Origin of the sequence: Marinobacter sp. bablab_jr003, from assembly GCF_016464245.1 — a bacterium.
GTDB classification, from domain to species: domain Bacteria; phylum Pseudomonadota; class Gammaproteobacteria; order Pseudomonadales; family Oleiphilaceae; genus Marinobacter; species Marinobacter vinifirmus.
This window is the reverse complement of sequence record NZ_JADARC010000084.1, coordinates 1-21825: the sequence shown is the minus strand read 5'-3', so window position 1 is coordinate 21825 and position 21825 is coordinate 1. Positions and strand designations below refer to the sequence as shown.

The 21825-nt window shown below is 59.6% G+C and carries 24 protein-coding genes; 14 read left to right on the top strand and 10 right to left on the bottom strand.

The genetic code is table 11. From position 1 onward, the window contains the following. Positions 1-27: 27 nt before the first annotated feature. From H3Z84_RS07705 to H3Z84_RS07695, 3 genes are all read right to left on the bottom strand, one after another. Positions 28-774 carry a transporter substrate-binding domain-containing protein gene (locus tag H3Z84_RS07705; protein ID WP_199457061.1) on the bottom strand — a complete coding sequence of 249 codons (747 nt, stop codon included), beginning with the start codon at positions 772-774 and terminating at the stop codon, positions 28-30. Positions 775-861: 87 nt separating this feature from the next. Continuing rightward, positions 862-1632 carry an ABC transporter ATP-binding protein gene (locus H3Z84_RS07700; RefSeq protein WP_058341766.1) on the bottom strand — a complete coding sequence of 257 codons (771 nt, stop codon included), beginning with the start codon at positions 1630-1632 and terminating at the stop codon, positions 862-864. A gap of 155 nt (positions 1633-1787) precedes the next feature. Continuing rightward, the gene (locus H3Z84_RS07695; protein ID WP_199457060.1) at positions 1788-2549 is read right to left on the bottom strand and encodes an FCD domain-containing protein; all 762 of its coding nucleotides are present in this window, start codon (positions 2547-2549) and stop codon (positions 1788-1790) included. 223 nt (positions 2550-2772) lie between these two features. Between H3Z84_RS07695 and H3Z84_RS07690 the strand changes: the two genes are divergently transcribed. From H3Z84_RS07690 to H3Z84_RS07665, 6 genes are all read left to right on the top strand, one after another. Further along, positions 2773-3195: a GlcG/HbpS family heme-binding protein gene (locus tag H3Z84_RS07690; protein WP_011786717.1), complete on the top strand. Its 423-nt coding sequence runs from the start codon at positions 2773-2775 to the stop codon at positions 3193-3195. Positions 3196-3213: 18 nt separating this feature from the next. After that, on the top strand, positions 3214-4686 hold the full coding sequence (locus H3Z84_RS07685) for an FAD-linked oxidase C-terminal domain-containing protein (protein ID WP_199457059.1): 1473 nt from the start codon (positions 3214-3216) through the stop codon (positions 4684-4686). Then, the gene (glcE, locus tag H3Z84_RS07680; RefSeq protein ID WP_199457058.1) at positions 4679-5746 is read left to right on the top strand and encodes a glycolate oxidase subunit GlcE; all 1068 of its coding nucleotides are present in this window, start codon (positions 4679-4681) and stop codon (positions 5744-5746) included. Before H3Z84_RS07685 ends, glcE begins: the two co-directional genes overlap by 8 nt. A 2-nt stretch (positions 5747-5748) precedes the next feature. Continuing rightward, a complete protein-coding gene (glcF, locus tag H3Z84_RS07675; RefSeq protein WP_199457057.1) occupies positions 5749-6957 on the top strand; it encodes a glycolate oxidase subunit GlcF in 1209 nt (402 codons plus the stop codon). Between the two features lie 106 nt (positions 6958-7063). Next, positions 7064-7495 (top strand): DUF4124 domain-containing protein, encoded by a 432-nt coding sequence (locus H3Z84_RS07670; RefSeq protein ID WP_199457056.1) that lies wholly within the window; start codon positions 7064-7066, stop codon positions 7493-7495. A 76-nt stretch (positions 7496-7571) separates the two neighbouring features. Further along, positions 7572-8783, top strand: a complete 1212-nt coding sequence (locus H3Z84_RS07665; protein WP_199457055.1) for a multidrug effflux MFS transporter — start codon at positions 7572-7574, stop codon at positions 8781-8783. A gap of 3 nt (positions 8784-8786) precedes the next feature. Here the strand turns inward: H3Z84_RS07665 and H3Z84_RS07660 are convergent, their stop codons facing one another. From H3Z84_RS07660 to H3Z84_RS07645, 4 genes are all read right to left on the bottom strand, one after another. Next, positions 8787-9599 (bottom strand): ABC transporter ATP-binding protein, encoded by an 813-nt coding sequence (locus H3Z84_RS07660; protein WP_199457054.1) that lies wholly within the window; start codon positions 9597-9599, stop codon positions 8787-8789. Continuing rightward, entirely contained in the window at positions 9596-10585 is a 990-nt protein-coding gene (locus H3Z84_RS07655; protein WP_058341762.1) for a FecCD family ABC transporter permease, read from the bottom strand. The genes H3Z84_RS07660 and H3Z84_RS07655 overlap by 4 nt, the downstream gene beginning before the upstream one ends. A gap of 22 nt (positions 10586-10607) precedes the next feature. After that, the gene (locus H3Z84_RS07650) at positions 10608-11558 is read right to left on the bottom strand and encodes a FecCD family ABC transporter permease (RefSeq protein ID WP_228285764.1); all 951 of its coding nucleotides are present in this window, start codon (positions 11556-11558) and stop codon (positions 10608-10610) included. 83 nt (positions 11559-11641) lie between these two features. Continuing rightward, entirely contained in the window at positions 11642-12601 is a 960-nt protein-coding gene (locus H3Z84_RS07645; RefSeq protein WP_199457053.1) for an ABC transporter substrate-binding protein, read from the bottom strand. Between the two features lie 127 nt (positions 12602-12728). On the opposite strand from H3Z84_RS07645, the gene H3Z84_RS07640 reads away from it, so the two are divergent. Genes H3Z84_RS07640 through H3Z84_RS07630 form a run of 3 tightly spaced genes read left to right on the top strand, consistent with a single transcriptional unit; the run spans position 12729 to position 16499 of the window. Then, entirely contained in the window at positions 12729-13682 is a 954-nt protein-coding gene (locus H3Z84_RS07640; protein ID WP_199457052.1) for a LysR family transcriptional regulator, read from the top strand. A gap of 35 nt (positions 13683-13717) precedes the next feature. Beyond that, positions 13718-15622, top strand: a complete 1905-nt coding sequence (locus H3Z84_RS07635; RefSeq protein WP_228285763.1) for a TonB-dependent receptor domain-containing protein — start codon at positions 13718-13720, stop codon at positions 15620-15622. Positions 15623-15632: 10 nt separating this feature from the next. Beyond that, positions 15633-16499: an ABC transporter substrate-binding protein gene (locus H3Z84_RS07630; RefSeq protein ID WP_199457051.1), complete on the top strand. Its 867-nt coding sequence runs from the start codon at positions 15633-15635 to the stop codon at positions 16497-16499. Positions 16500-16571: 72 nt separating this feature from the next. On the opposite strand, the gene rhtB is transcribed toward H3Z84_RS07630, so the two are convergent. Continuing rightward, complete coding sequence (gene rhtB, locus H3Z84_RS07625) at positions 16572-17192, bottom strand: homoserine/homoserine lactone efflux protein (RefSeq protein WP_036219039.1); 621 nt, start codon at positions 17190-17192, stop codon at positions 16572-16574. A gap of 75 nt (positions 17193-17267) precedes the next feature. On the opposite strand from rhtB, the gene H3Z84_RS07620 reads away from it, so the two are divergent. From H3Z84_RS07620 to H3Z84_RS07600, 5 genes are all read left to right on the top strand, one after another. Next, the gene (locus H3Z84_RS07620; protein WP_199457050.1) at positions 17268-17423 is read left to right on the top strand and encodes a hypothetical protein; all 156 of its coding nucleotides are present in this window, start codon (positions 17268-17270) and stop codon (positions 17421-17423) included. 134 nt (positions 17424-17557) lie between these two features. After that, positions 17558-18307 (top strand): ParA family protein, encoded by a 750-nt coding sequence (locus H3Z84_RS07615; protein ID WP_199457049.1) that lies wholly within the window; start codon positions 17558-17560, stop codon positions 18305-18307. Positions 18308-18356: 49 nt separating this feature from the next. Next, positions 18357-19025, top strand: a complete 669-nt coding sequence (locus tag H3Z84_RS07610) for an alpha/beta hydrolase (RefSeq protein ID WP_199457048.1) — start codon at positions 18357-18359, stop codon at positions 19023-19025. Then, positions 19022-20257, top strand: a complete 1236-nt coding sequence (locus tag H3Z84_RS07605) for an aromatic amino acid transporter (RefSeq protein ID WP_199457047.1) — start codon at positions 19022-19024, stop codon at positions 20255-20257. Before H3Z84_RS07610 ends, H3Z84_RS07605 begins: the two co-directional genes overlap by 4 nt. 27 nt (positions 20258-20284) lie before the next feature. Beyond that, on the top strand, positions 20285-20641 hold the full coding sequence (locus H3Z84_RS07600; protein WP_323126968.1) for a peroxiredoxin: 357 nt from the start codon (positions 20285-20287) through the stop codon (positions 20639-20641). Positions 20642-20729: 88 nt separating this feature from the next. On the opposite strand, the gene H3Z84_RS07595 is transcribed toward H3Z84_RS07600, so the two are convergent. Together H3Z84_RS07595 and H3Z84_RS07590 are read right to left on the bottom strand one after the other, a co-directional pair. After that, positions 20730-21125 (bottom strand): helix-turn-helix domain-containing protein, encoded by a 396-nt coding sequence (locus H3Z84_RS07595; protein WP_199457046.1) that lies wholly within the window; start codon positions 21123-21125, stop codon positions 20730-20732. 12 nt (positions 21126-21137) lie between these two features. Further along, positions 21138-21422 carry a type II toxin-antitoxin system HigB family toxin gene (locus H3Z84_RS07590; RefSeq protein ID WP_022988141.1) on the bottom strand — a complete coding sequence of 95 codons (285 nt, stop codon included), beginning with the start codon at positions 21420-21422 and terminating at the stop codon, positions 21138-21140. Between the last annotated feature and the right edge of the window lie 403 nt (positions 21423-21825).

The following is a 21825-nucleotide window of genomic DNA, read 5'->3' as shown; positions in this document are numbered from 1 at the left end:
AGCCATCAGGCTGCTCCCGGGGTCAGGTTAAATCTTGATGTCGTAGTTGAAGTATTTCTGCATGATGGTGTCGTAGGTACCATCTTCTTTCAGCTTCTTCAGGGCCGCGTTCACGTCGTTAGCCAGCTTGGCATCACGCTTGCGCATGGCAACGCCCACACCTTCGCCCAGCTTAACCGGCTCGCCCACTTCCTTGTAGCCTTCGTTGTTCAGAACGGTCTGCTCACCCACCGGATAGTCTACGAAAACCACGTCCAGACGCTGGCCTTCCAGGTCCAGGACCATGTCTTCAGCGGTGGTGTAGCGCTTGATGTTCACCACGCCACCCATGTTCTCGGTTACGTAGGTGTCCATGGTGGTGCCGCGCTGCACGCCCACGGTCTTGTCTTTCATGGCGCCCATATCGGTGACGTCAGTGTTGAAAGACTCAGGGCCGAACCAGCCGCCCGGGGTGATGTAGTACGGTTCGGAGAACAGTACCCGCTCGGCGCGCTCCGGAGTGATCGACATGGAAGACATGATCAGGTCGAATTTACGGGCCAGCAGGCCGGGAATCATGCCGTCCCACGCCTGGATAACGAACTCGCAGTTGGCCTGCAGTTCTTCGCACATGGCGGTTGCCAGCTCCACTTCGAAACCGGTCAGTTCGCCGTTGTCATCACGGTACTCGAACGGCTCGTAGGGAACATCAAAGGCGATCCGCAGATCCTGGGCCTGGGCGGTGCCGGTCATCATGGCCAGGGCACAGCTTGCTGCAACAATCAGTTTTTTCATGTGTCACTTCTCCAGTAATTTGCCGTTAAGGCTTTATTCCTTGTGGAAGTTTCAGTTCCGTTACCGGTTTCAAGATAGCACCGGCATTCAGAACTTGGGAGCAAGAAATTGCTTCATGCGCTCGGATTCCGGGTGATCGAACACCTTGTCCGGCGACCCCTGCTCCTCAATCACGCCCTGATGCAAGAACAGGACCTGAGTAGACACATCCCTTGCAAAAGCCATCTCGTGGGTAACGACAATCATGGTGCGGCCTTCCTCGGCCAGACTTTGCATAACTTTCAATACTTCGCCCACCAGCTCCGGGTCCAGGGCCGAGGTGGGTTCGTCAAACAGCATCACTTCCGGCTCCATGGCCAGGGCACGGGCAATGGCCGCACGCTGCTGCTGGCCGCCGGACATCTGGGCCGGGTAGTAATCCTTGCGCTCATAGATGCCGACTTTGTTCAGATACGCCTCGGCCCGCTCGATGGCTTCCTTTTTAGGAATTTTCAGGACATTCACCGGGGCTTCTATAATGTTTTCCAGAACGGTCATGTGGGACCACAGGTTAAAACCCTGGAAGACCATGGAAAGCCGGGCGCGAATCAGTTCTACCTGCCGGTTATCGGCCGGAATGCGCTCGCCTTTGCGGTTGTTTTTGAACCGGATTGGGTCACCGTGCACGATAATGTCGCCGGAAGTGGGCGTTTCCAGCAGGTTAATGCAGCGCAGAAAGGTACTTTTACCTGAACCGGAGCTGCCGATCAGGGAAACCACGTCGCCCTTGCGGGTTTCCAGAGAGATGCCCTTGAGGACTTCAAGCTGATCAAAGGTCTTGTGGATGTCCCTGCAAATCAGAGGCGCGGGTTCCGCCATGGGGTGACTCCTGGGGGCTGTCATTCAAAGGCGCATGTTTTACGGACTGTAGCCGTGGAAATCAATACCGCTTTGTAGGGTTTTGGTGAAAATAGCAGCAGTTTCCTGAAGGTCATTCTGGCGTAATCATTGATCAATGCAAGCATTTTGCGGCTTCAGGCATCCGTCGATTCTGTCATCAGGGCTTCCAGTTCTTCCGGTGCGGGAATGCGCAGCAGTTTGTCCCCTTCTTTCTCCATCTCCTTCATGGTGTGCCGTACAAAGCGCACATGGGCAGTCGCAACCTTGCGGGCCTGGTCTGGCTTTGAGGCCATGATGGCCTCATACAGTTGCCGGTGCTGGCGCATGATAGTACGGCGCATATCCTCTCTCGGATTGAGATTAGACACCGACGCCTGGACGGTCAGCAGCATCATGTTCTTAAGGCCATCCAGGATGTGCACAAGAATCGGATTGTGGGACGCCTCTACGATGGCATGGTGAAAGCGATGATCCGGTCGCGCATTGCTGAGCGGGTCGGTGGCTTCCAGTGCGCGGAAGGCCTGGGTCAGTCGGTGCCGGTCCTGGTTGGTGGCGCGCTGGGCGGCCAGAAAAGCAGCCTGGCCTTCCAGCTGTTCGCGCACTTCCAGCAGGTCGTAAAGGGTGCGGGTGTGGCCCTGATAAAGGTACATCAGCGGGCTGTTGCTGCCAGAGGTGCCGGATTCCGGAACGATACTGGCCACGAATGATCCCTTGCCGTGGCGGGTTTCAATGACACCCCGGGCCTGCAATTCGTGCAGGGCCTCCCGTACGACCGAGCGTGATACGCCAAGCCGGGCCACCAGCTGGCGCTCAGAAGGAATCTTCTGGCCCGGGGCCAGCCCGCCTTCCAGAATCAGGTGTTCGAGTTTGTAGGAGATTTCTCTGGATATGCCCATGACTTTTCTGCTGGTCTGACCAGTTTCGGGTTATACGGAGCAGTTTACGCCAAGTTTGCCAATGCCGACAAACCCCATGAATCATGCAGGGTTAGCCGGTTTCCCAAAAATCTGCGTGCAACAAACTGGTCGGACCAGTAATGAAAAAGATAGACGTGTTGCCACGGTGCGGTGAGTATTTCCGGTTATCCGAGACAACAAGTAACGTATAGAGGTGATGACCATGATGACCATCAAACGCCTGGACATCAGTGATGCCCGCCTGCTGATCAAAGGCGCCGCAGACAAGGCCCGGGATATTGGCGTACCCATGTGCATTGCCGTCGTGGACGAATCCGGCAACCTGGTCGCCTTCGAGCGAATGGATGGCGGCAAGACCACCAGCGTGATCATCGCCCAGGACAAAGCCTTTACCGCCGCAGCCGCACGTAAAGCGACCCATGACTACAATGCCGCCAACGTGCCCGGCAATCTGGCCTTTGGGATTCACACCGAAGTGGGCGGTCGGCTCAGCACCGTGGGTGGCGGCTTGCCGGTGATCGTGGATGGCGAGGTGGTCGGCGGAATTGGCCTGAGCTCCGGTACGCCCCGGCAGGATATGGATTGTGCTCAGGCCGGTATCGACTACTTTCTTAGCAATCGCTAACCAACATTCGAGAATGCTATGACTACCAGAGCGAAGGTCAGCAAGTCGGCATTGGCTGAGCAGTTCCGGGCCTTTATCGACCCGGATTTCGTGATCACGGATGACGAAACCCTCAGGCCCTATGAGTGCGACGGCCTTGCCATGTACCGGGAAATGCCCATGCTGGTTGTTCTGCCGGAAACGGTAGAACAGGTGCAGCGGGTGATGCGCATCTGCCACGAACACGGCGTGCCGGTGGTGGCCCGCGGCGCCGGTACCGGACTGTGCGCCGGCGCCATGCCCCATAAAGAGGGGGTGGTGCTGTCGCTGGCCAAGTTCAACCGGATTCTGAACATCGACCCGGTGGGGCGTACCGCACGCCTGCAGCCTGGTGTCCGCAACCTGGCCATCAGTGAAGAAGCGGCCCAATACGGCCTTTATTACGGCCCGGATCCGTCCTCCCAGATTGCCTGTACCATCGGCGGCAACGTGGCGGAGAATTCCGGCGGTGTGCACTGTCTTAAGTACGGCCTGACCGTACACAACATCCTGAGTGTGGAAATGATCACTGCCGAGGGTGACCGGGTGACGGTGGGCAGTGATGGCCTGGACAGTTGCGGCATGGACCTGCTGGCCTTACTGACCGGTTCTGAAGGTTTGCTGGGTGTCGTCACCGAGGTGAAGGTAAAGCTGCTGCCCAAGCCGGAAGTGGCCCAGGTGATCATGGCGGGTTTTGACAGTATCGAAAAAGCCGGCGATGCGGTGGGTGGCGTGATTTCCCACGGCATTATTCCCGGCGGCCTGGAAATGATGGATGGCCACGCCATTATCGCCGCCGACGATTTCTGTGGCGCCGGTTACCCAAGGGACGCCAAAGCCCTGCTGCTGTGTGAAGTGGACGGCACGAAAGAGGAAGTGCACGAGCACATCGCAGAGGCCGAAGCCCTGTTCCGCAAGCTTGGAGCCACGTCTATCCGAACCTCTCAAAGTGAAGAGGAGCGGGCGCTGCTGTGGAAAGGCCGCAAATCGGCATTCCCGGCGGTGGGTCGGATTTCGCCGGATTACTACTGTATGGATGGCACCATTCCGCGCCGGCACCTGGCGAGGGTATTGCTGGAAATGGAAAAGATGTCTGAAGAGTTCGGCCTGCGTGTGGCCAACGTGTTTCACGCCGGCGATGGCAACCTGCACCCGCTGATTCTCTTTGATGCCAACGTACCCGGCGAATTCGACAAGGCAGAAGCCTTCGGCAGCGCCATTCTGGAGCTGTGTGTGGAAGTGGGTGGTTGCATTACCGGTGAACACGGCGTGGGTGTGGAGAAGATCCGCCAGATGGCCGTGCAGTTCAATGATGAAGAGCTGCAGCAGTTCCACGAGGTGAAAGCGGCCTTCGATGCCACCGGCATTCTGAACCCGGGCAAGGGGGTGCCCACCCTGAAATTCTGCCAGGAATACCGATCCATCGAGCACAAGCAACACAAGCACCAACAGGCGGATGCTGCCCATGGCTGATCAGATTCAAACGTTACAGGAGCAGGTGCTCCAGGCCCGCAGTAACGGGCAGAAACTCAACATTGTAGGTGGTGGAACGAAATCGTTCATGGGGCGCCAGGGCAGCGCTGAAGCAGGCACGCTCAGTCTGGCCGAACACACCGGCGTGGTGGAATACCATCCGGTGGAGCTGGTACTGACGGTACGCGCAGGCACCCCCCTGAAAGAGATCGAAGCGGTGCTGGCGGAGCAGGGCCAGTGTCTGCACTTTGAACCACCGCATTTCGGGGATGCCTCCACCATTGGTGGCACCCTGGCCTGTAACCTGTCCGGCCCTGCCAGGCCCTGGGCTGGCTCGGTCAGGGATCAGGTACTGGGTATTCGCCTGTTGAACGGCAAGGGCGAGCACCTGCGGTTTGGTGGCCAGGTAATGAAGAACGTGGCGGGCTACGATGTTTCCCGCTTGCAGGCCGGTGCCATGGGAACCGTTGGCGTCATCACCGAGATCAGTCTGAAAGTCATGCCCAAGCCGGCCGCTACCACAACCCTGGTGCGTGAGATGACCATGGACGAGGTGGTGGAATACATGAACCGCCGCGCCGGTGAACCCAAACCGATTACCGGTGCCTGCTGGGTGGATGGCAAGGTCTACCTGCGTCTGGCCGGTGCAAAGTCTGCCGTTGAGGCGACCGCGGAGCAATGGGGTGGCCAGGTTCTGGCGGACGGCGAGCAGTTCTGGCGGCAGGTGCAGGACATGCAGCACCCCTTCTTTGATGACCCGGAACTGCCCCTGTGGCGTTTCTCCGTGGACTCTACCGCGAAAACGCCTGAGTTGGACGGCCCCTGGATGATCGACTGGGCTGGCTCCCAGCGCTGGTATCGTGGCCAGGCTTCCCTTGATCAGCTGGAGCCCCTGGCCCGGGCTGCAGGCGGCCAGGTCAGCCTGTTCCGGGGTGGAGATCGCACCGGCGAGGTGATGCACGGCCAGCCCCAGGCCCTGAAAACCATACAGCAGCGCGTGAAAAAATCGTTCGACCCCGACGCTATCTTCAACCCCGGTCGCCTCTACAGCTGGTTGTAATTATGCAAACGAATCTGGTTCAACACTTCGCCAACACCCCGGAAGGCCAGGAAGCCGAAGAGATTCTGCGGGCCTGTGTGCATTGCGGCTTCTGCACCGCAACCTGTCCGACTTACCAGGAACTGAACGACGAGCGAGACGGCCCCCGTGGCCGCATCTATCTGATGAAGATGTTCCTGGAAGGCGGTGAGGTTACCGAGAAAACCCGCGAGCACCTCGACCGTTGCCTGACCTGCAGAAGCTGCGAAACCACCTGTCCGTCGGGTGTGAAGTATGGCCGACTGGTGGATATCAGCCGCGGCCTGATCGACAAGGAGTTACCCCGAAAACCCCGGGAGAAATGGCTGCGCTGGGCACTGACCCGCCTCCTGCCTGACCGCCGGCTGTTCGGACTCATGCTGCGAGTGGGCCAGGCGTTCCGGCCGGTGTTGCCGGAAAAGCTGCGTACCAAGGTGCCGCCACGCCGGCAGGCCAGTCCGTGGCCAGCCTCCAGTCACAGCCGTGTAGTGCTGGCCCTGGCTGGTTGTGTTCAGCCGTCGGCTGCACCCAACACCAACGCCGCCGCTGCCCGGGTGCTGGACAAGCTTGGCATCACCATGGTGGAAGCCCCGGAGGCCGGTTGCTGTGGCGCGGTGAACTATCATTTGTCCGAGCATGAGCGTGGCCTGGAGCAGATGCGCCGCAACATTGATGCCTGGTGGCCAGCCATTGAAGCCGGGGCGGAAGCCATCATCATGACAGCTTCTGGCTGTGGTGCCATGGTCCAGGATTATGGTCATTTGCTGCGGGATGACCCGGTCTATGCCAATAAGGCCCGAAAGGTGAGTGAACTCTGCACAGATCTGGGTGCTTTCCTGTTGAAAGAGGACCTTGAACCGCTGAAGGCCAGTGCCCATGCCGGTAAGGTGGCGTTCCACTGTCCGTGCACACTGCAGCACGCGATGAAGCAAAGCGGGGTAGTGGAGCAGGTGCTCGCCAGGGCTGGCGTTGAGCTTGCTGCCACCAGGGACAAGCACCTGTGCTGCGGCTCGGCCGGCACCTATTCCATCACCCAGCCGGAAATGAGCCAGAGGCTGCTGGACAACAAGCTGAAAGCACTAACGATGGATAACCCGGTGCGGATTGTAACGGCCAACATTGGTTGCCAGTTGCACCTGGAGAGCAAGGCGGAAGTGCCGGTTAACCACTGGATCGAGTTGCTGGACCGTTAACGGCGCCCCTGAACCTGCCTGCATTTTAGGGTATAGTCCCTGCGCTCCGGCCCCGCCGTTCCCATCGGCGGGGCGCTTTACTGACCAATTCACAGGATGTGAACCCATGCCAAGGACCCTGGCCCTGAGCCTGCTATGTGTGGCGCTGGCAACACCCGCGACCGCTGAGATCTACCGCTGGACGGATGCCAACGGCGCCATCCACTTCTCCGATACGCCTCCCAAACAGCAGCGGCATGCCAGTGTGACGGTACAGCCGCCGGTGACCGTGCCCATGAGTGAGAACATCCGCCAGGCCGACAAGGTGCGCCGGAGCCGGGCGGAAGTGGACCGCTTGCTGGTGCCCGGTTCCAGGGACCGATATGCCCGGGCCCGGGAAACCGAAAAGCTGGCCAGACAGTGTGAGAAATACCGAAAGCAGCTGGACCGGATTCAGGGCCAGCTCAGGGCCGGATACGGCAATGACCGGGGCAACAGGCTGCGGCAAAAACGGCGCCAGGTCAGTCAGTTATACAGCCGGGAGTGTATGCTCAATTAGTCGGGTTTGCGGAAAACTCTGATTGCTGTTTGATAATAATTACTGTTAGCTATCTACCTTGCACAGGAGGTAGATTTTGTCCCACTTTCAGCTCGCACTGTTACTCGGCATGACCGTTGCGCTGGGGCCGTTGGCCCTGGATGCGTATTTGCCGGCGTTTCCCAGCATCGCCGATGGCTTCGGTATTCCCCATGCCGATGTTGGCCTTACCCTGAGTGCCTATGTGGCGACGCTGGGGCTTGCGCAGCTGGTGGGTGGGCCGCTGTCTGACCGTTACGGGCGCCGGAACATCCTGTTTGCGGGGCTTGCGGTGTTTGCCGTGGCCAGCCTGATGGTAGCTCTGGCCGACACCCTCTCCAGCATGATCGCCTGGCGTGTGGTGCAGGGCATCGGTGGTGCCTTCTGTGCCGTATCGGTACCGGCCATTGTGCGGGACCAGGTTGGCGGGCAGGAAGCCGCCCGGCTGTTCGGGCTGATCGGCTTGATCATGTTTATTGCCCCGGCGGCGGCACCGTCCCTTGGTGCCCTTATGCTGGCGCTGGGCGACTGGCACCTGATCTATGTATTCCTGGCCGGCTACGCCTTCTTCCTGGCCGTGGTGCTTCAGCTGGCTTTGTTTCCCCGTCTCAAGCCCCGGCCCCGGGCAACAACTCCCGTCAAAACCCTGGTGACCAACTACATGCTGGTGCTCAGGCACCGCACCACCATGCGATTTATCGGCATCCAGGTAATGAGCTTCAGCAGCATGATGCTGTTTATCACCCATTCGTCATTCATCTACCAGGAGTGGTTCGGGCTGTCGAACAGCACCTTCTCCATGCTGTTTGCTGCCAACATTGGCTTGATGGCGGTGTTGAACCTGGTCAACCGGCCACTGCTGCGCACCTTCTCATCGGTGGTTTTGCTGCGGGTGCAGGTGGTTATCCAGTTCGTGATGCTGCTTGGCCTGGTTGCGGTGGTTATGATGGACGGACCCTTGTGGGCGGTGGCCGGATTTATTATCGCCGCGGTGGGCTGTCAGGGCGGTATTGTGCCCAATAACATGGCGAATGCCCTGGAGTTCTTCCCGCATATGGGCGGCACTGCGGCGGCTATGCTGGGGGCGTCCCAGTTTACCCTGGCCGGTGCCATCAGCGCCCTGTCTGCGGCATTCGGGGGTGAAGCGTTGCTGCCGATTGCCCTGAGTATGCTGGCCTGCTCAGTGGGAGCAGTGTTGCTGTCACTGGGCGCCCCGGCGGCAGTGGCCCGGGAGAAAGCCGCAGAAGCGGCGGCGGAGGCTGCGGTCTGAGGTTCAGGCCGCGCTGAAGTTGCTGTTGCGCCGCACATTCACCAGCAGCGGGCTGCCGGTGGCGGGGTCCTGAATCAGGTCGCAGCTTACCCCGTAAAGGTCCTGCACCAGCTCCGGCGAGACAATCTCCGCGGGAGTGCCTTCCTCAATAATCTTCCCGGCTTTCATGGCCACCATGTGATCCGCATAGCGGCAGGCGCTGGCCAGGTCGTGCACTACCATGGCGATGGTCTTGCCTTGCCCGCTCAGGGTACGAATCAGTTCAAACACTTCAATCTGGTGGCCCAGGTCTAAAGCCGAGGTGGGTTCGTCCAGCAGCAGCAACGGCGTTTGCTGGGCTACCGCCATGGCAATCCAGGCCCGCTGGCGCTGTCCGCCCGAGAGGGTATCCAGCGCACGCTCCGCCAGGCCGGCAACGTCTGCCGCCTGTACTGCATGATCAAACGCCTGCTGATCGTCGTTTGACCACTGCTTCATCCAGCCCTGATGGGGCTGGCGGCCGAAACGTACCAGGTCGGCCACGGTCAGGCCTTCCGGGGCGGTGTTGTCCTGGGGGAGCAGCGCCAGTTTGCGGGCTACGTCTTTGGACGGCAGGCGGTGAATGTCCTTGCCGTCCAGCAGCACCGAGCCCTTTGCCGGTGCGTGGATGCGGGCCAGGCCGTTCAGCAGGGTGGATTTGCCGCAACCGTTGGGGCCGACAATGGCGGTCACCTTGCCGGTGGGCAGGGTCACGCTCAGGTTTTCGGCCACGGTGAACTGGCGATGGGCCAGGGTAATGCTGTCTGCCGCCAGGGTCGCGGTTTGTGCAGGGCTCATGTCAGGCTCCTTCGGGAAGGTTTCAGCAGAATCCACAGCAGGTAGGGGCTGCCAACAATGGCGGTAATGATGCCCACCGGAATTTCCAGTGGCGAAAACAGGGTGCGCCCTAGCAGGTCTGCTGCCACCATAAAAGTGGCTCCGGCCAGCGCCGAGGCCGTCAACGGAACCTTGCCGGGCCGGCAGATGGTTCGGGCCAGCTCCGGTGCCAGCAGGGCAATGAGCCCCACTGGGCCACACACCGAAACCGCGAGGCCGGTGAGCAACACCGACAGCGCCAGCCCCAGAATACGGGTGGCTTTCAGGCGGGTGCCCAGGGCGATCGCTACAGCATCGGAAAACTGCAGGGTATTCAGGGCCCGGCTGATCAACATCAGGATGGCATAGCCGGCGGCCAGGCCGATAGCCAGTACCAGCACGCTGTTGCCGGAGCGGGCATTCAGGCTGCCGACGGTCCACGGATAGGCGGCGTTGGCAGCGTCGATGGCCACCCGGCTGAGCATCACCTGGGTGACCGCGCCAGCGATGGCGCCAATGCCGATGCCGGCCACAATAAACCGGTAGCCCCGGGTGCCGTTGGCGCCGGCCAGGCCAAAGGCGATGGCAGTAGCGCAGGCGGCACCGGCCAGGGCCATGGCAGAGGGGGCCAGCGACAGGCCCACACCCACCACGGATGCTACGGCAAAGGCAGTGGCGGCGTTATCGATACCGATTATGCCCGGCGTGGCCAGGCGGTTCCGGGCCAGGGTCTGCATCAGGCAGCCGGCCATGGCCAGGGCTGCGCCGCTGAGCAGGCCGGCAACAACCCGGCTAAGACGCAGTTCATTGACGACAAAGGCGGTCATTGGGTCTGCGTTGCCCATGAGGGCCTGCAGAACATCCGGTGGTGGGACCTGAACGGTGCCCATCGATAGCGATGTGATCACCGCCAGTAGCAGCAAAACCAGCAGGCTGCTGTTGGCAAGGGTGGTGCGTTTATCCGGCATGATTAATCAGTAAACCTCAGGGTTACAGCGACGGCATACGGCCGGCACGAACAATGGCCAGCAGCACCGGGGCGCCGATCAGTGCGGTGACTACACCAAGGGGCAATTCCGCCGGGGCGGCTATCAGGCGTGAGGCCACGTCTGCGGCCAGCACCACCGCCGGGCCCACCGGCACACACAGCCACAGGGTTTTGCGGATATCCGGCCCGGCAAAGGCCCGGGCAATAAAGGGCACCACCAGCCCGACAAAGATCAGCGGCCCGGCCAGGGCGGTGGCTGAACCCACCAGCAAAGCGACCGTGAGCACGATCAGGAACCGGATGCGCCCCGGATGATGCCCCAGGCCTACGGCCGCTTTTTCGCCCAGCGCCATGGCGGCGAGAGGCCGGGCAACGATAACGATAAGAATCAGTGCAGCCAGGATCGAGGGCAGGGTGGCTTGCAGCATGCTGAGCGGTTTGCCGGCGATGCTGCCGGTAATCCAGAAACGGATTTCATCAGCGGCACGTTGGTCCATCAGCATCAGCATGGAGGTAAGGGCCAGCAGCAGGCCGGTTAGAGTGGCACCGGCCAGAATCAGCCGGACCGGGTCGTTACCCAGCCCCTGTACACGAGTGGCCGCGATAACCAGTGCACAACCGGCCAGGGCGCCCAGCTGGGCAACGAAGCTGGTCAGGGTGGCGGTGCTGGCGCCAAACAGGATGGCCAGGGCCACGGCAAAGCCACTGCCGGCACTTACGCCCAACAGGCCCGGCTCGGCCAGAGGGTTGCGGGTCATCGACTGCAACAGTGCGCCGGCCAGGCCAAGCGCAAGGCCAGTCACCAGGCCGATGATGGTGCGTGGCAGCCGTAATTCGCTCACCACAAACCGGGCTTCTTCGCTGCCACTGCCGGCGAGCACCATAAAAGCTTTGCTGGCTGAGACCGGGCCCGCCCCGTAGAGCAGGCTGGCGATGATGATCAGAAACAACAAAAGCCCCGCCGCAATAAGCGGCAGGGAAAGAGCGCGAGACGCAACTGCGCTGGTTGGGGATAAAGCGTTCAAGGGCTCGGCCTTCAGGGCTGGATTGCGTTCACGGCAGCTTCGATATCATCCAGGATCGCAAGCGCGGCAAGGGGGCCAGTGGCGCTGGTCCAGAGCTGGCCGCTGACACCGATAACCTGGTCATTCTGCACCGCATTCAGCCGGGCAAAGGCCGGAGACTTGCGGGCGGCGTCCAGCGCCTTGTCGCCGTCTTCGTTCAGCGTGGCCAGGAACACCCAGCTCTGGTCCATGCTGGACAGGTTTTCCAGGCTCAGAGGCTCGCTGTGCGGGCGTCCTTCTTTCACCAGATCCTTGTCGGTCAGTTCAAAACCCACGGCCTGCAGCAGCGATGCGGAAAACAGGCCCTCAGCCATCACCAGCGGCCCCTGGGGCATCCAGCGTACCAGGGCGGCATCACGCTGACCGGCAGGGATCTTTGCAGAGACCACTTGCGCCACCTCGCTAATTCGCTCCTTCACCTGCCCGATTACCTTTTCAGCCTCGGCTTCGCGGCCCATGGCCTTTGCGAACAGCCGGGTTTCCCGTTCCCAGCTGTCTGGCTGGAACATGGGCACGTTGGAGGCAACCACCGGGGCAATACGGGACAGCAACGCCACCTGCTGCTGGTTAATGCGGGGCGGAGCCAGGATCAGGTCTGGCTGTGCGGCAATCACCGCTTCGATATTGGTTTCCGCCGGTGCGCCAACAATCGCGATGTCGCCGGCTTCAGATTTGATGTACTCGGCCACGTCGCTGCCGCCACGGGTAATGACTGCCCCCACGGCATTGGCATCAACCGCCAGCGCTGCATCCAGTGCGCCTTCGTACAGGGTGACCACCCGTTCCGGTTGGCCGCTGATCTGCACCGGGCCGTATGCGGATTCAACCGTACGGGTTTCGGCCATGGCCTGGCCGAGGCCGACAGAAGCCACGGTTACAGCGGCTAGGGTTTGAAATAGTGTGCTGCGAAGACGGTTTGATAAAGAGGACATACCGGAAATGCTCCGTGCCGGGGCGTTAGATAGTTTGCAATATAAAGTGGAAAAGAATGATAATGGTTCGCATTAATAATTTAAAGCCCTAAACCGGAACGGTCTGTTGCAAAATATGGAACGCGCTATGTACGACCTTGAAGAGCTGGAAGCCTTTGTCTCGGTAGTTCGCACCGGCAGCCTGACCGCCAGTACCCGGGATCTCGGTTGCCCGAAATCTACCCTCAGCCGCCGGATTCGCCAACTGGAAGAGGCAGTGGGTCAGCCGTTGCTGCTGCGCCAGTCCAGAAAGGTTGTACCGAACGACGCGGGGCGGGTGTTCTATCGATACAGCAACGACATTCTTGAGCTGGCCGCCCGGGGGCGGGAAGCCCTGGATGAACTGAAAGAGGAGGTCAGCGGCCGGCTGGAGCTGTGCTGCCATGAATCCTTGGTGCGCGGCTGGTTTGCCGGCGTGGTGGAAGCCTTCATGGACGAATACCCGGACATGCGGGTGGCGCTGCATACCCAGCAGCGGGTGCCGGAAAAACTGGATAACGGCATCTGCCTCTGGCTGGGCGCCGCGCCCGAATGCCCGTTGCGACAGGAGCGCCTGGGCCTGCTTGCCCAGAGTGTGTATGCCAGCCCCGGCTACCTGGAGCAGGCCGGTTTACCTGCAACGCCGGGAGAGCTCGGCCGGTATGCCTGGGTGGATATGCTAAACCGCCATGGCGGGGGAACGGTGCTGCACAATTCTGCCCAGGGGACCTATCCGCTATCCGCCCCGGAGCGACAGTTTACGGTTGACCAGTTCTGTGTTCAGGGCGATGCCATCGCCGCTGGCCGGGGCCTGGGGCTGATGCCGGACTGGTTGGTAGAACAGCGTATGCGCGCCCATCCCGGCAGTTTCCGCCGCTGCCTGCCAGATTGGCGTGGCCCGGACTTGCCGGTAACCCTGCTTTACCCCCACGGCCATCTGCCGCGCCGGGTGCGGGCTTTTATTGCCCATTTGAGAAGCTCGGTACCCATGGCCTGGCTGGCCGGCCCCTGCTTAGCGGAGGGCATTGTTCCGGATACTGGAACAGATCATATCAACAACTGAACCCTTGCCTTGTGTTAATGTAGTCGCAACTAATAATGATTCGCATCTGCATGGCGAGTATTTCGGTGATCTCCAGTGATGAACTGGCCAAGAAATCCTACAAAAGCATTGTCGATGCGGTGAATAACATTCCGGGTGTGTACGTTACCGGTGGTGGTGGGGCACAGGACATCAGCATCCGGGGCATGGAGGATAGCTACACGCTGTACCTGGTGGACGGTCGGCCGGTGTCTGCCGGCCGCTCGGTAAACACCAACGGCCAGGACGGTGGCAAGCAGATTGCCCTGCCGCCGATTTCAATGATCGAACGGGTGGAAGTGATCCGCGGGCCTATGTCTTCGCTCTATGGCTCTGAGGCCATGGGTGGCGTCATCAACATCATCACCCGTAAAAACCGGGGTGAGTGGGCTGGCACTGTTTCCTCCGAATACACCAAGTCCTTTAACGATGTGAGCAACGACAGCAAGCAAACCAGCCTGTTTGCCGGTGGTGCGTTGGTGGAAGGTTTGTTGAGTGCCGAGGTTAATGCGTCCTGGGCGGGTGACGATGAAAGCGATTTCGCCGGCGCCGACGATTCCGCCAGAAGTACCCCGGAAAGTAAGCGCACGATGGGCGGAGCCAAGCTGATTTTCACTCCGGATAACCAAAACGAATTTGCCCTAAGCTATGACAGCTCCCGCCTGGAAGAAACCAGCACCCCGGGCAAAAGCGTGGCCCTGGATGAAACCGGGTCAACCTACATCTACGACAAAGACGTTTATGTGCTCTCTCACGCCGGTAACTACGGTAACTGGATGACCAGGAGCTTTGTTCAGCACGATCTTTCCGAACGGGTGCAGGACCAGACCAAGAAAGAGCAGGTGTCGATGCTGGATACCCAGGCAACACGGTTCTGGGGTGATCACGTGGTTACCGTGGGTGGCCAGTACAAGCAGGAGAAGCTGACGGATGAAACCAACGGTTTGCTCACCTCCAATATCCCGGGTGCCGTGCGCAGTGTTGACCGCTGGATTGCCGCTGTTTACTCGGAAGTGGAGTGGGGCCTGACCGACGACTTCTCGGTGACCACCGGCCTGCGTTACAACGACGACGAACTGTTTGGCGGCGAGTTTTCGCCCCGGGTCTATGCGCTTTACGACCTGACGCCTGAGCTGACCCTGAAAGGCGGTGTGTCGACCGGCTATCGCCAGCCCGGACTGGCGGATGTCACGGAAGGGTTTGGCCGTGGCACCGGTGGCGCTGGCTCGCCTGCACCTCACCCCCGAGCGCTGATCATCGGCAACCCGGATCTCGACCCCGAGTTCAGCATCAGTTATGAAGCCGGCCTGGTCTTCGACAGCCGGGCCATGGGCCTGAATGCGAGCATGATGCTGTTCCAGACCGATTTCAAAGACAAGATTGCGGAAGATCGCTTCTGCGAATCCCCGAACGGTGACGGGGATGATCCGGGCACCTGGACCTGTAGTTTTCAGGGTAATGACTATCTGTTCCTGAGTACCCGGGCCAACATCGACGAAGCCGAAATGCGCGGTATCGAGCTGACGCTCGACTACGACCTGACCGATGCGGTAACCCTCAGTTCCAGCTACACCTACACCGATTCCGAGCAGAAAACCGGTGAGTTCAAGGGTGAGCCCCTGAACAAGGTTCCCGAACACATGGCCAACGCCAACCTGGACTGGCAGGCCAGCGGCCGCCTGAACCTGTGGTTCCAGACTAACTATCGTGGCGAAACCAGTGACTTCCTTGGCCGCAGAGATATGGAGAGCGGAACGCCGGGTTACACGCTGATGGATGTGGGCTTGTTGTACAGGCTGACGGATACCGCCCGGGTAACAGCGGGCCTGTACAACCTCGCCGATAAAGAAATTACCAACGATGACTATGGCGTGGTGCTGGATGGCCGCCGCCTGAACCTTGGCCTTGCGGTCGACTTCTAAGGAGAATTGCATGAACTCACTGAAACTCACCCTGGCCGGAGCCCTGGCAGGCCTTACACTCGCGGGCTGTGCAACCACCGCTTCGGTTACCGGCCCGACCGTGGTCAGCTACGACCACGGTGCCCTGGACACGCTGCTGGAGCTGGGGCTGGAAGATAAGGTCCTGGCCATTCCTCAGCAGGGGCTGCCGGACTACCTGGCTGATCTTGGGGCCAAACTGCCAGACGCCGGCAGCCTGAAAGAACCTGACCAGAAGCTGCTGGCAGACCTGCAACCGGGGCTGGTACTGATGACCGGTCGTCAGGGCGCCGATGCCCAGATTTCGGCAGCAAAGGTTGCCCCTGTGCGCGATGTAACCCTGGCCACAGGCGACTTCCGGGAGGCGGTAAACGCCAATGTAATCAACCTGGCGAGTTACTATGGCCTTAAAGAAACCGCAGGCCTCAAGCTGGGCGAGCTCTGGCAGCATGTGGGTGAACAGAAAGCGGAGCTGGCTGATGCCGGCACAGTTACCGTGGTTACCCACAACGATGGCAACTTTTCTTTGCGCAGCGAGCCCGCTGTTTATGAGCTGCTGGCGCTGACGCCGGCAATCGTTCCGGACTCTGTAGCGCCGGTTACGCGCGGCGAGCGCACCTTCTATCCGGTGAACGTCGAGACCCTGGCAGAGATGGCTCCGGATACCCTGCTGGTAGTGGATCGCAGCGCCGCGATCGGTGCTGAGCCGCTGCCGCAACAGGCACTGCAATCAGCCTTGAATGATGCCGGCGCCTCCACCCACGTTGTAGTGCTCAATCCCGGCCTTTGGTACCTCTCCGGCGGTGGCTTGCAGAGCGTACGCCTGCAGGTGGATGAGGTGGTTAACGCGGTGCGTTAACGTCTGTGCATTGAAAGCAAAAGGCTCGCTGGAGAGAACCAGCGGGCCTTTTTGTTCGAGGAAGTGCGGCCTTCAGGCCCGCTTAAAGCTCGCCAGCGCTACTGCAGCTGTCACGAACAGGCTACCGAATACGCGGTTCATCTGCCGCTGGCGTTTCGGTGTAGTCATAAACCGGAACAGCTGGCTTGCGAGCAGGGCGTAGCCCACCATCACCAGAATATCGACCAGGATGAGGGTTGCCCCCATGGTGGCCAACTGCTGCCCATGGGCCGCGCCGGCCACCAGGAATTGCGGGAACAGGGCGATTAGGAAAATCGTGGCTTTCGGGTTGGTTAGGTTCACCAGTGCGCCATTCCAGAACTGCTGGCGGGGGCTGAATCCGGACAGGTCTGCGCGGGTGGCCTCCACCGGTTGCTCCCGCCATTTCTGGATACCCAGCCAGATCAGATAGGCCACGCCAATCCACTTGATGACCATCAGGGCCGTGTTGGACGAAGCCACAATGGCACCCAGGCCTGCGCCCACCAGCACAATCTGTACGCCATATCCGAACTGCTGGCCGGCAATGGTGGGTAAGGACTTACGTACACCATAACGCAGGCCGCTGCTCATGGAGTTGACCGCGCCGGCACCGGGAGAAACACTGATCAGAAGGGCTGCGACCAGAAATGTGAGCCACACAGTGAGTGTCATTGCTTACGCTCGCGAAATTCAGGGGAGTGATATAATACGCGCCGTTAGAACCGAGCCAAACGAGGAGATACCGAGATGTCCAGAAAAAAGGCGAAAGCCACACAGCACAGTGCCGTGCAGCGGGAACTGAGAACCCCAAAATACCAGATGCGCGTGGTTGAAGACAAAACCAGGTACAAGCGCAGCCGGGACAAGGCTGTGCGGATGGAGGGCTTCCGCAAAGCCGCGTGAGCGTGGTTTTACGAAAGCCTTCCTTCTGCCTGCCGGCTCCCGGGATAACTGTCATAAAAGCTTCACAGTTGCTGTCATGGCGCCTGTTACCCTGTAATGTTTGGTAACAACGGATACAGCAGGAGCTCCCGTCCATGAGAATCATCGCCTTCTACAGCCCCAAAGGTGGCGTAGGCAAAACCGCCGCAGCCGTGAATACCGCTTATCTCGCCAGCCGCGCTAACATCAGCACACTGCTTTGGGATCTCGACCCGCAAGGGGCTGCCAGTTTTTACCTGGCCGGGGCGGAGATGGTCAAAGGCCGTAAGCTGTCTAAACTGCTGGAAGGCAAATCTCCCATTGCCCGGTTTATCCACGAAGATGTTTACCCCAACCTCGACTTCATTCCTGCCCACAGCAGCTTTCGCAACTTCGATATCAAGCTTGAGCATGAAGAAGGGCACAACGTACTGAAAGACCTGCTGGCTCCGCTGTCCGAAGACACCAGCCTGGTGGTTCTGGACTGCCCGCCCACACTCTCGCGCCTGACCGAACAGGTTCTGGAAATGGCCGATAAGGTTTACGTACCGGTGGTCCCTACCTGGTTGTCCCTCAACAGCTGGAATCAGTTACGGGAGTTTGTGAAAGACAAAAAGCTGGGTAACAAGAAACTCCGGCCATTTTTCTCCATGGTCGACCGTCGCAAGAACCTGCACCGGGAGATACTGGGTCAGTCTGCGGAGTTGCTTGGCACGCCGGTCAATGTGGCTGTTCCCTACGCAAGTGTTGTCGAGCGAATGGGAGAAGAGGGCAAGCCGCTGGAGCTTCTGGCATCGAATACGCCAGCGGCGGCCGAGTTTCGAAAGCTTTGGGAGAGTGTTCGAAAGGATCTTTGGGCTCGTTGACGCGGAAAATGTTAAAGTCGCCGGTCTTTCCCTGATATCCGGAGGCCCGATGACCGCCCTGAACACCCTGCAAATCGACACCGGCGACAACCCCGAAACCACCATCATCTGGCTGCACGGCCTGGGCGCCAGCGGCCACGATTTCGAGCCGGTGGTTCCGGAGTTCCGGTTCTCCCGCGAGAAGCCAGTACGCTTTATTTTCCCCCACGCCCCCGAGCTGCCGGTAACCATCAACGGTGGTTACGTGATGCCAGCCTGGTACGACATCCTCGCCATGGACGTAGACCGAAAGGTGGATGCCGAACAACTGCGGGCCTCGGCGGCGATGGTGGCAGAGCTGATCCGGCAGGAGCGGGAGCGTGGCATCGCCAGTGAGAACATCATCCTTGGCGGCTTCTCCCAGGGCGGTGCCGTGGCCTATGAACTGGCACTGAGCTATCCCGAGCGACTGGGTGGCCTGTTCGCCCTCTCCACCTATTTTGCCACCGCTGATTCTATCGAGCTGAGCGAGGCCAATCGCCAGCTTCCCGTCTTTATTGCCCACGGCCGGTTTGATCAGGTTGTTGCGGAACATCTTGGGCAGACGGCTCAGCAGAAACTACAGGAGCTGGGGTACGAGCCGGAGTATCACGCCTATGGGATGGAGCACAGCCTTTGCCTGGAAGAGGTTCGGGATCTGGATGTGTTTCTGGCCAAGCGGGTGGCGGGCGCAAAGTGACAGACCAGCCGGTTTCCAGACGATCTCCTTCACTCATCGGCGGCGCCAGCATCATCGCCAGCGTCTGCGTGGGCGCGGGTATGCTTGGCCTGCCAAGTTCCGGCGCCGGTGCATGGACGCTGTGGTCCAGCTTTGCGCTGATTCTCACCATGGTGGTGATGACGCTGTCCGGCTGGATGCTGCTGGAGGCGCTGAAGCATTATGACCTGAGGGCGTCGTTCAATACGGTCACCAAGTCCATGCTGGGGCCGCGGGTGAATATCTTCAGTAACCTGATGGTCTATTTTGTCGGCGGCATTCTGCTCTATGCCTACATTACGTCGTCCGGGCTGATCATTCAGGGCGTGACAGGAGTCAGCAGCAAGCTGGCGTCTGTGGCCTTTGTGGCGGTGTTTTCACTGGTGGTGTGGCACTCCACCCGGGCGGTGGACCGGCTTTCGGTGGTGCTGGTTACCTTCATGCTGCTGAGCTTTGTGTTGGGCGTATCCGGCCTCGCATCACGGATTGATTTCAGTGTCCTGTTCGACACCGTCAACCAGCATGGCCAGTACGCACCCTACGCGCTGGCCATGTTGCCGGTGGCTCTCACCTCTTTCGGTTACCACCATTCGGTTGCTTCCCTGCGGGCCTATTATGGAGAAGAGCGGAAGGCGCAGAAGGCTATTCTCGGTGGCACCTCCATTGCCTTGCTGTTTTACATCGCTTGGTTGGTGAGCATCTTCGGCAACCTGCCAAGGGCCGACTTCGGGCCCGTTGTCGCCCGGGGTGGCGATGTCGACGTGCTGCTGGCGGCCCTGGGGTTTGCCATAGACTCCGAACGGGTGGCCAATACCATCAGCGCCTTCTCTGCGGCGGCGATTCTGTCGTCCTTTGTGGGCGTGGGGCTGGGGACATTCGATTTCATGGCCGACCTCTTCGGTTTCGAAAACGACCGAAAGGGCCGCACCAAAACCTGGGCAATCACCTTCATCCCGCCGCTGCTGCTCTCGCTGCTGGCACCCTTCGGCTTCGTTCTGGCCATCGGCTATGCTGGCGCAGCCGCTGCTGTCTGGGCCTGTATCATCCCGGCCCTGCTGGCCTGGAAATCAAGAACACTGCAAGGAGGCAAAACGGGCTTTATGGCTCCGGGCGGGAAGGCGGCGATTGTGCTGGTGCTGGTGTTCGGAGTGGTGACGGTGCTGTTCCACTTTATGGGGCTGGCGGGGTGGTTGCCGGTGGCGCAGTTGGGGTGAGGGGCGTAGCCTTCAATACCTTTCGGGGTGCCAGGAGCTTTCACTCCGGGTTGTACAGCAACCCACCTGCCTGGCTTCGTAGTGAATTCAGACAAGATAAAGGCGACAGGCGTCGATGCCATCGTTTGTACGGCGGTCAATGATGCCTTCGTTATGGATGCCTGGGGTAAGTCTCAAAATGCCGTGGAGATTGTCATGGCGGGTGATGGCAACGCTGAATTCGCTAAGGCGATCGGGCTGGAGCAGGATCTGACTGAGCGTGGATTGGGCGTGCGTAGCAAGCGCTATGCGATGATTGTCAACGACGGCAAGGTCGAGCTGCTCAATATTGATACCACGGGTATTGATGCTAGCAGTGCGGAAACCATTCTGGCTGCCCTTTGACCTTCAATATCAAACCGCTGGAAGTTGGCTGCCAATAGGTTGGCCTATAAGGCTCGCTGTGCCAGGGCGTCGGCTTGCTGTTCCCTTGTCAAGATCCTCTCGCGCTTGCGGCTTCGTGAGAGGGCCTCTGAACCAAGATGTCCGCTGGTATGCCCAGCCCATGGTTCAGCCTGCGAATCATATTCAGGCTTAGAGGCCGAACGCCATTCAGCACTTCGCTCACTTTGGAAGCCGAACCGAAAAAGGGCACGAGATCCTTGTTCTTAAGCCCTTGTTGCTCCATACGGAAGCGGATAGCTGATACGGGGTCGGGAAGGTCAATGGGGAACTGGCGCTGTTCATACTGTTCGATCAGCATCGCCAGAACTTCCAGCTCGTCGGCTTCCCGGGAGCCCTCTTGTGGATCAGCCTCCATCAGTGCCATAAGGCGCTCCAGAGCCGCCTCGTGCTCATCTGGAGTTTTGATGATTTTCAGATGGTCCATTATGCCGTTCCCTCAGAATGTTTTCTTGCTGTACTCAGCGTGTGTTCCAACCCACTCCACCACGACGATCCCGTTTTGATAGCGCACTTTAACCACCAGCCGAAAATGGTTGCCTTTGATGTTGAAAATGACCCGGTTGTCCGCGAGAAAATCGGCGCTTGAGAATCGTTCCTTGATGTCTTTTGGCGTTTGCCAATCACCTCTTTCCGCTTCGGCAAACCAGGCTTCAAGGGCCTTGCGTGAGGAAGCGTGTTTGCGCATAAAGTCTGTCAGCTTGTTCCTGGCTAAGACCTTCATGGGATAAGAAAGTTCCTTTTTCGGGAATACTACGTTATTTTCCCGAAATGGGAAAATAACGTCTGATTATAAAAAGCAAAGCGATTGCTCGTAATGCCTTTCCTTGCCACGGTAGATCATTCGCGCAACGTCCCTTCGGCGATAGCTTCTGCCGACTGGCAGCGGGTGTCGCTGGCCAGGCTCAGAAGGATGTCTTCCTGACAGCTGTGTGAGTGTTTCGGGTAGAAAGTGCTGCGGGTTGTTGCTTGGTTTTGTAACGAGGTGGAGTTATTGTCAAATCTGGTGTATGACCATCAGGCAGCGTTCCTGCCAGATTGATCTTCCACCTGTATTCCATCCTGAAACTGCACGTTGTCCACGACCAGCTTCAGTTGGTCAAACCCCTTGATTCGCTTCCAGCGTT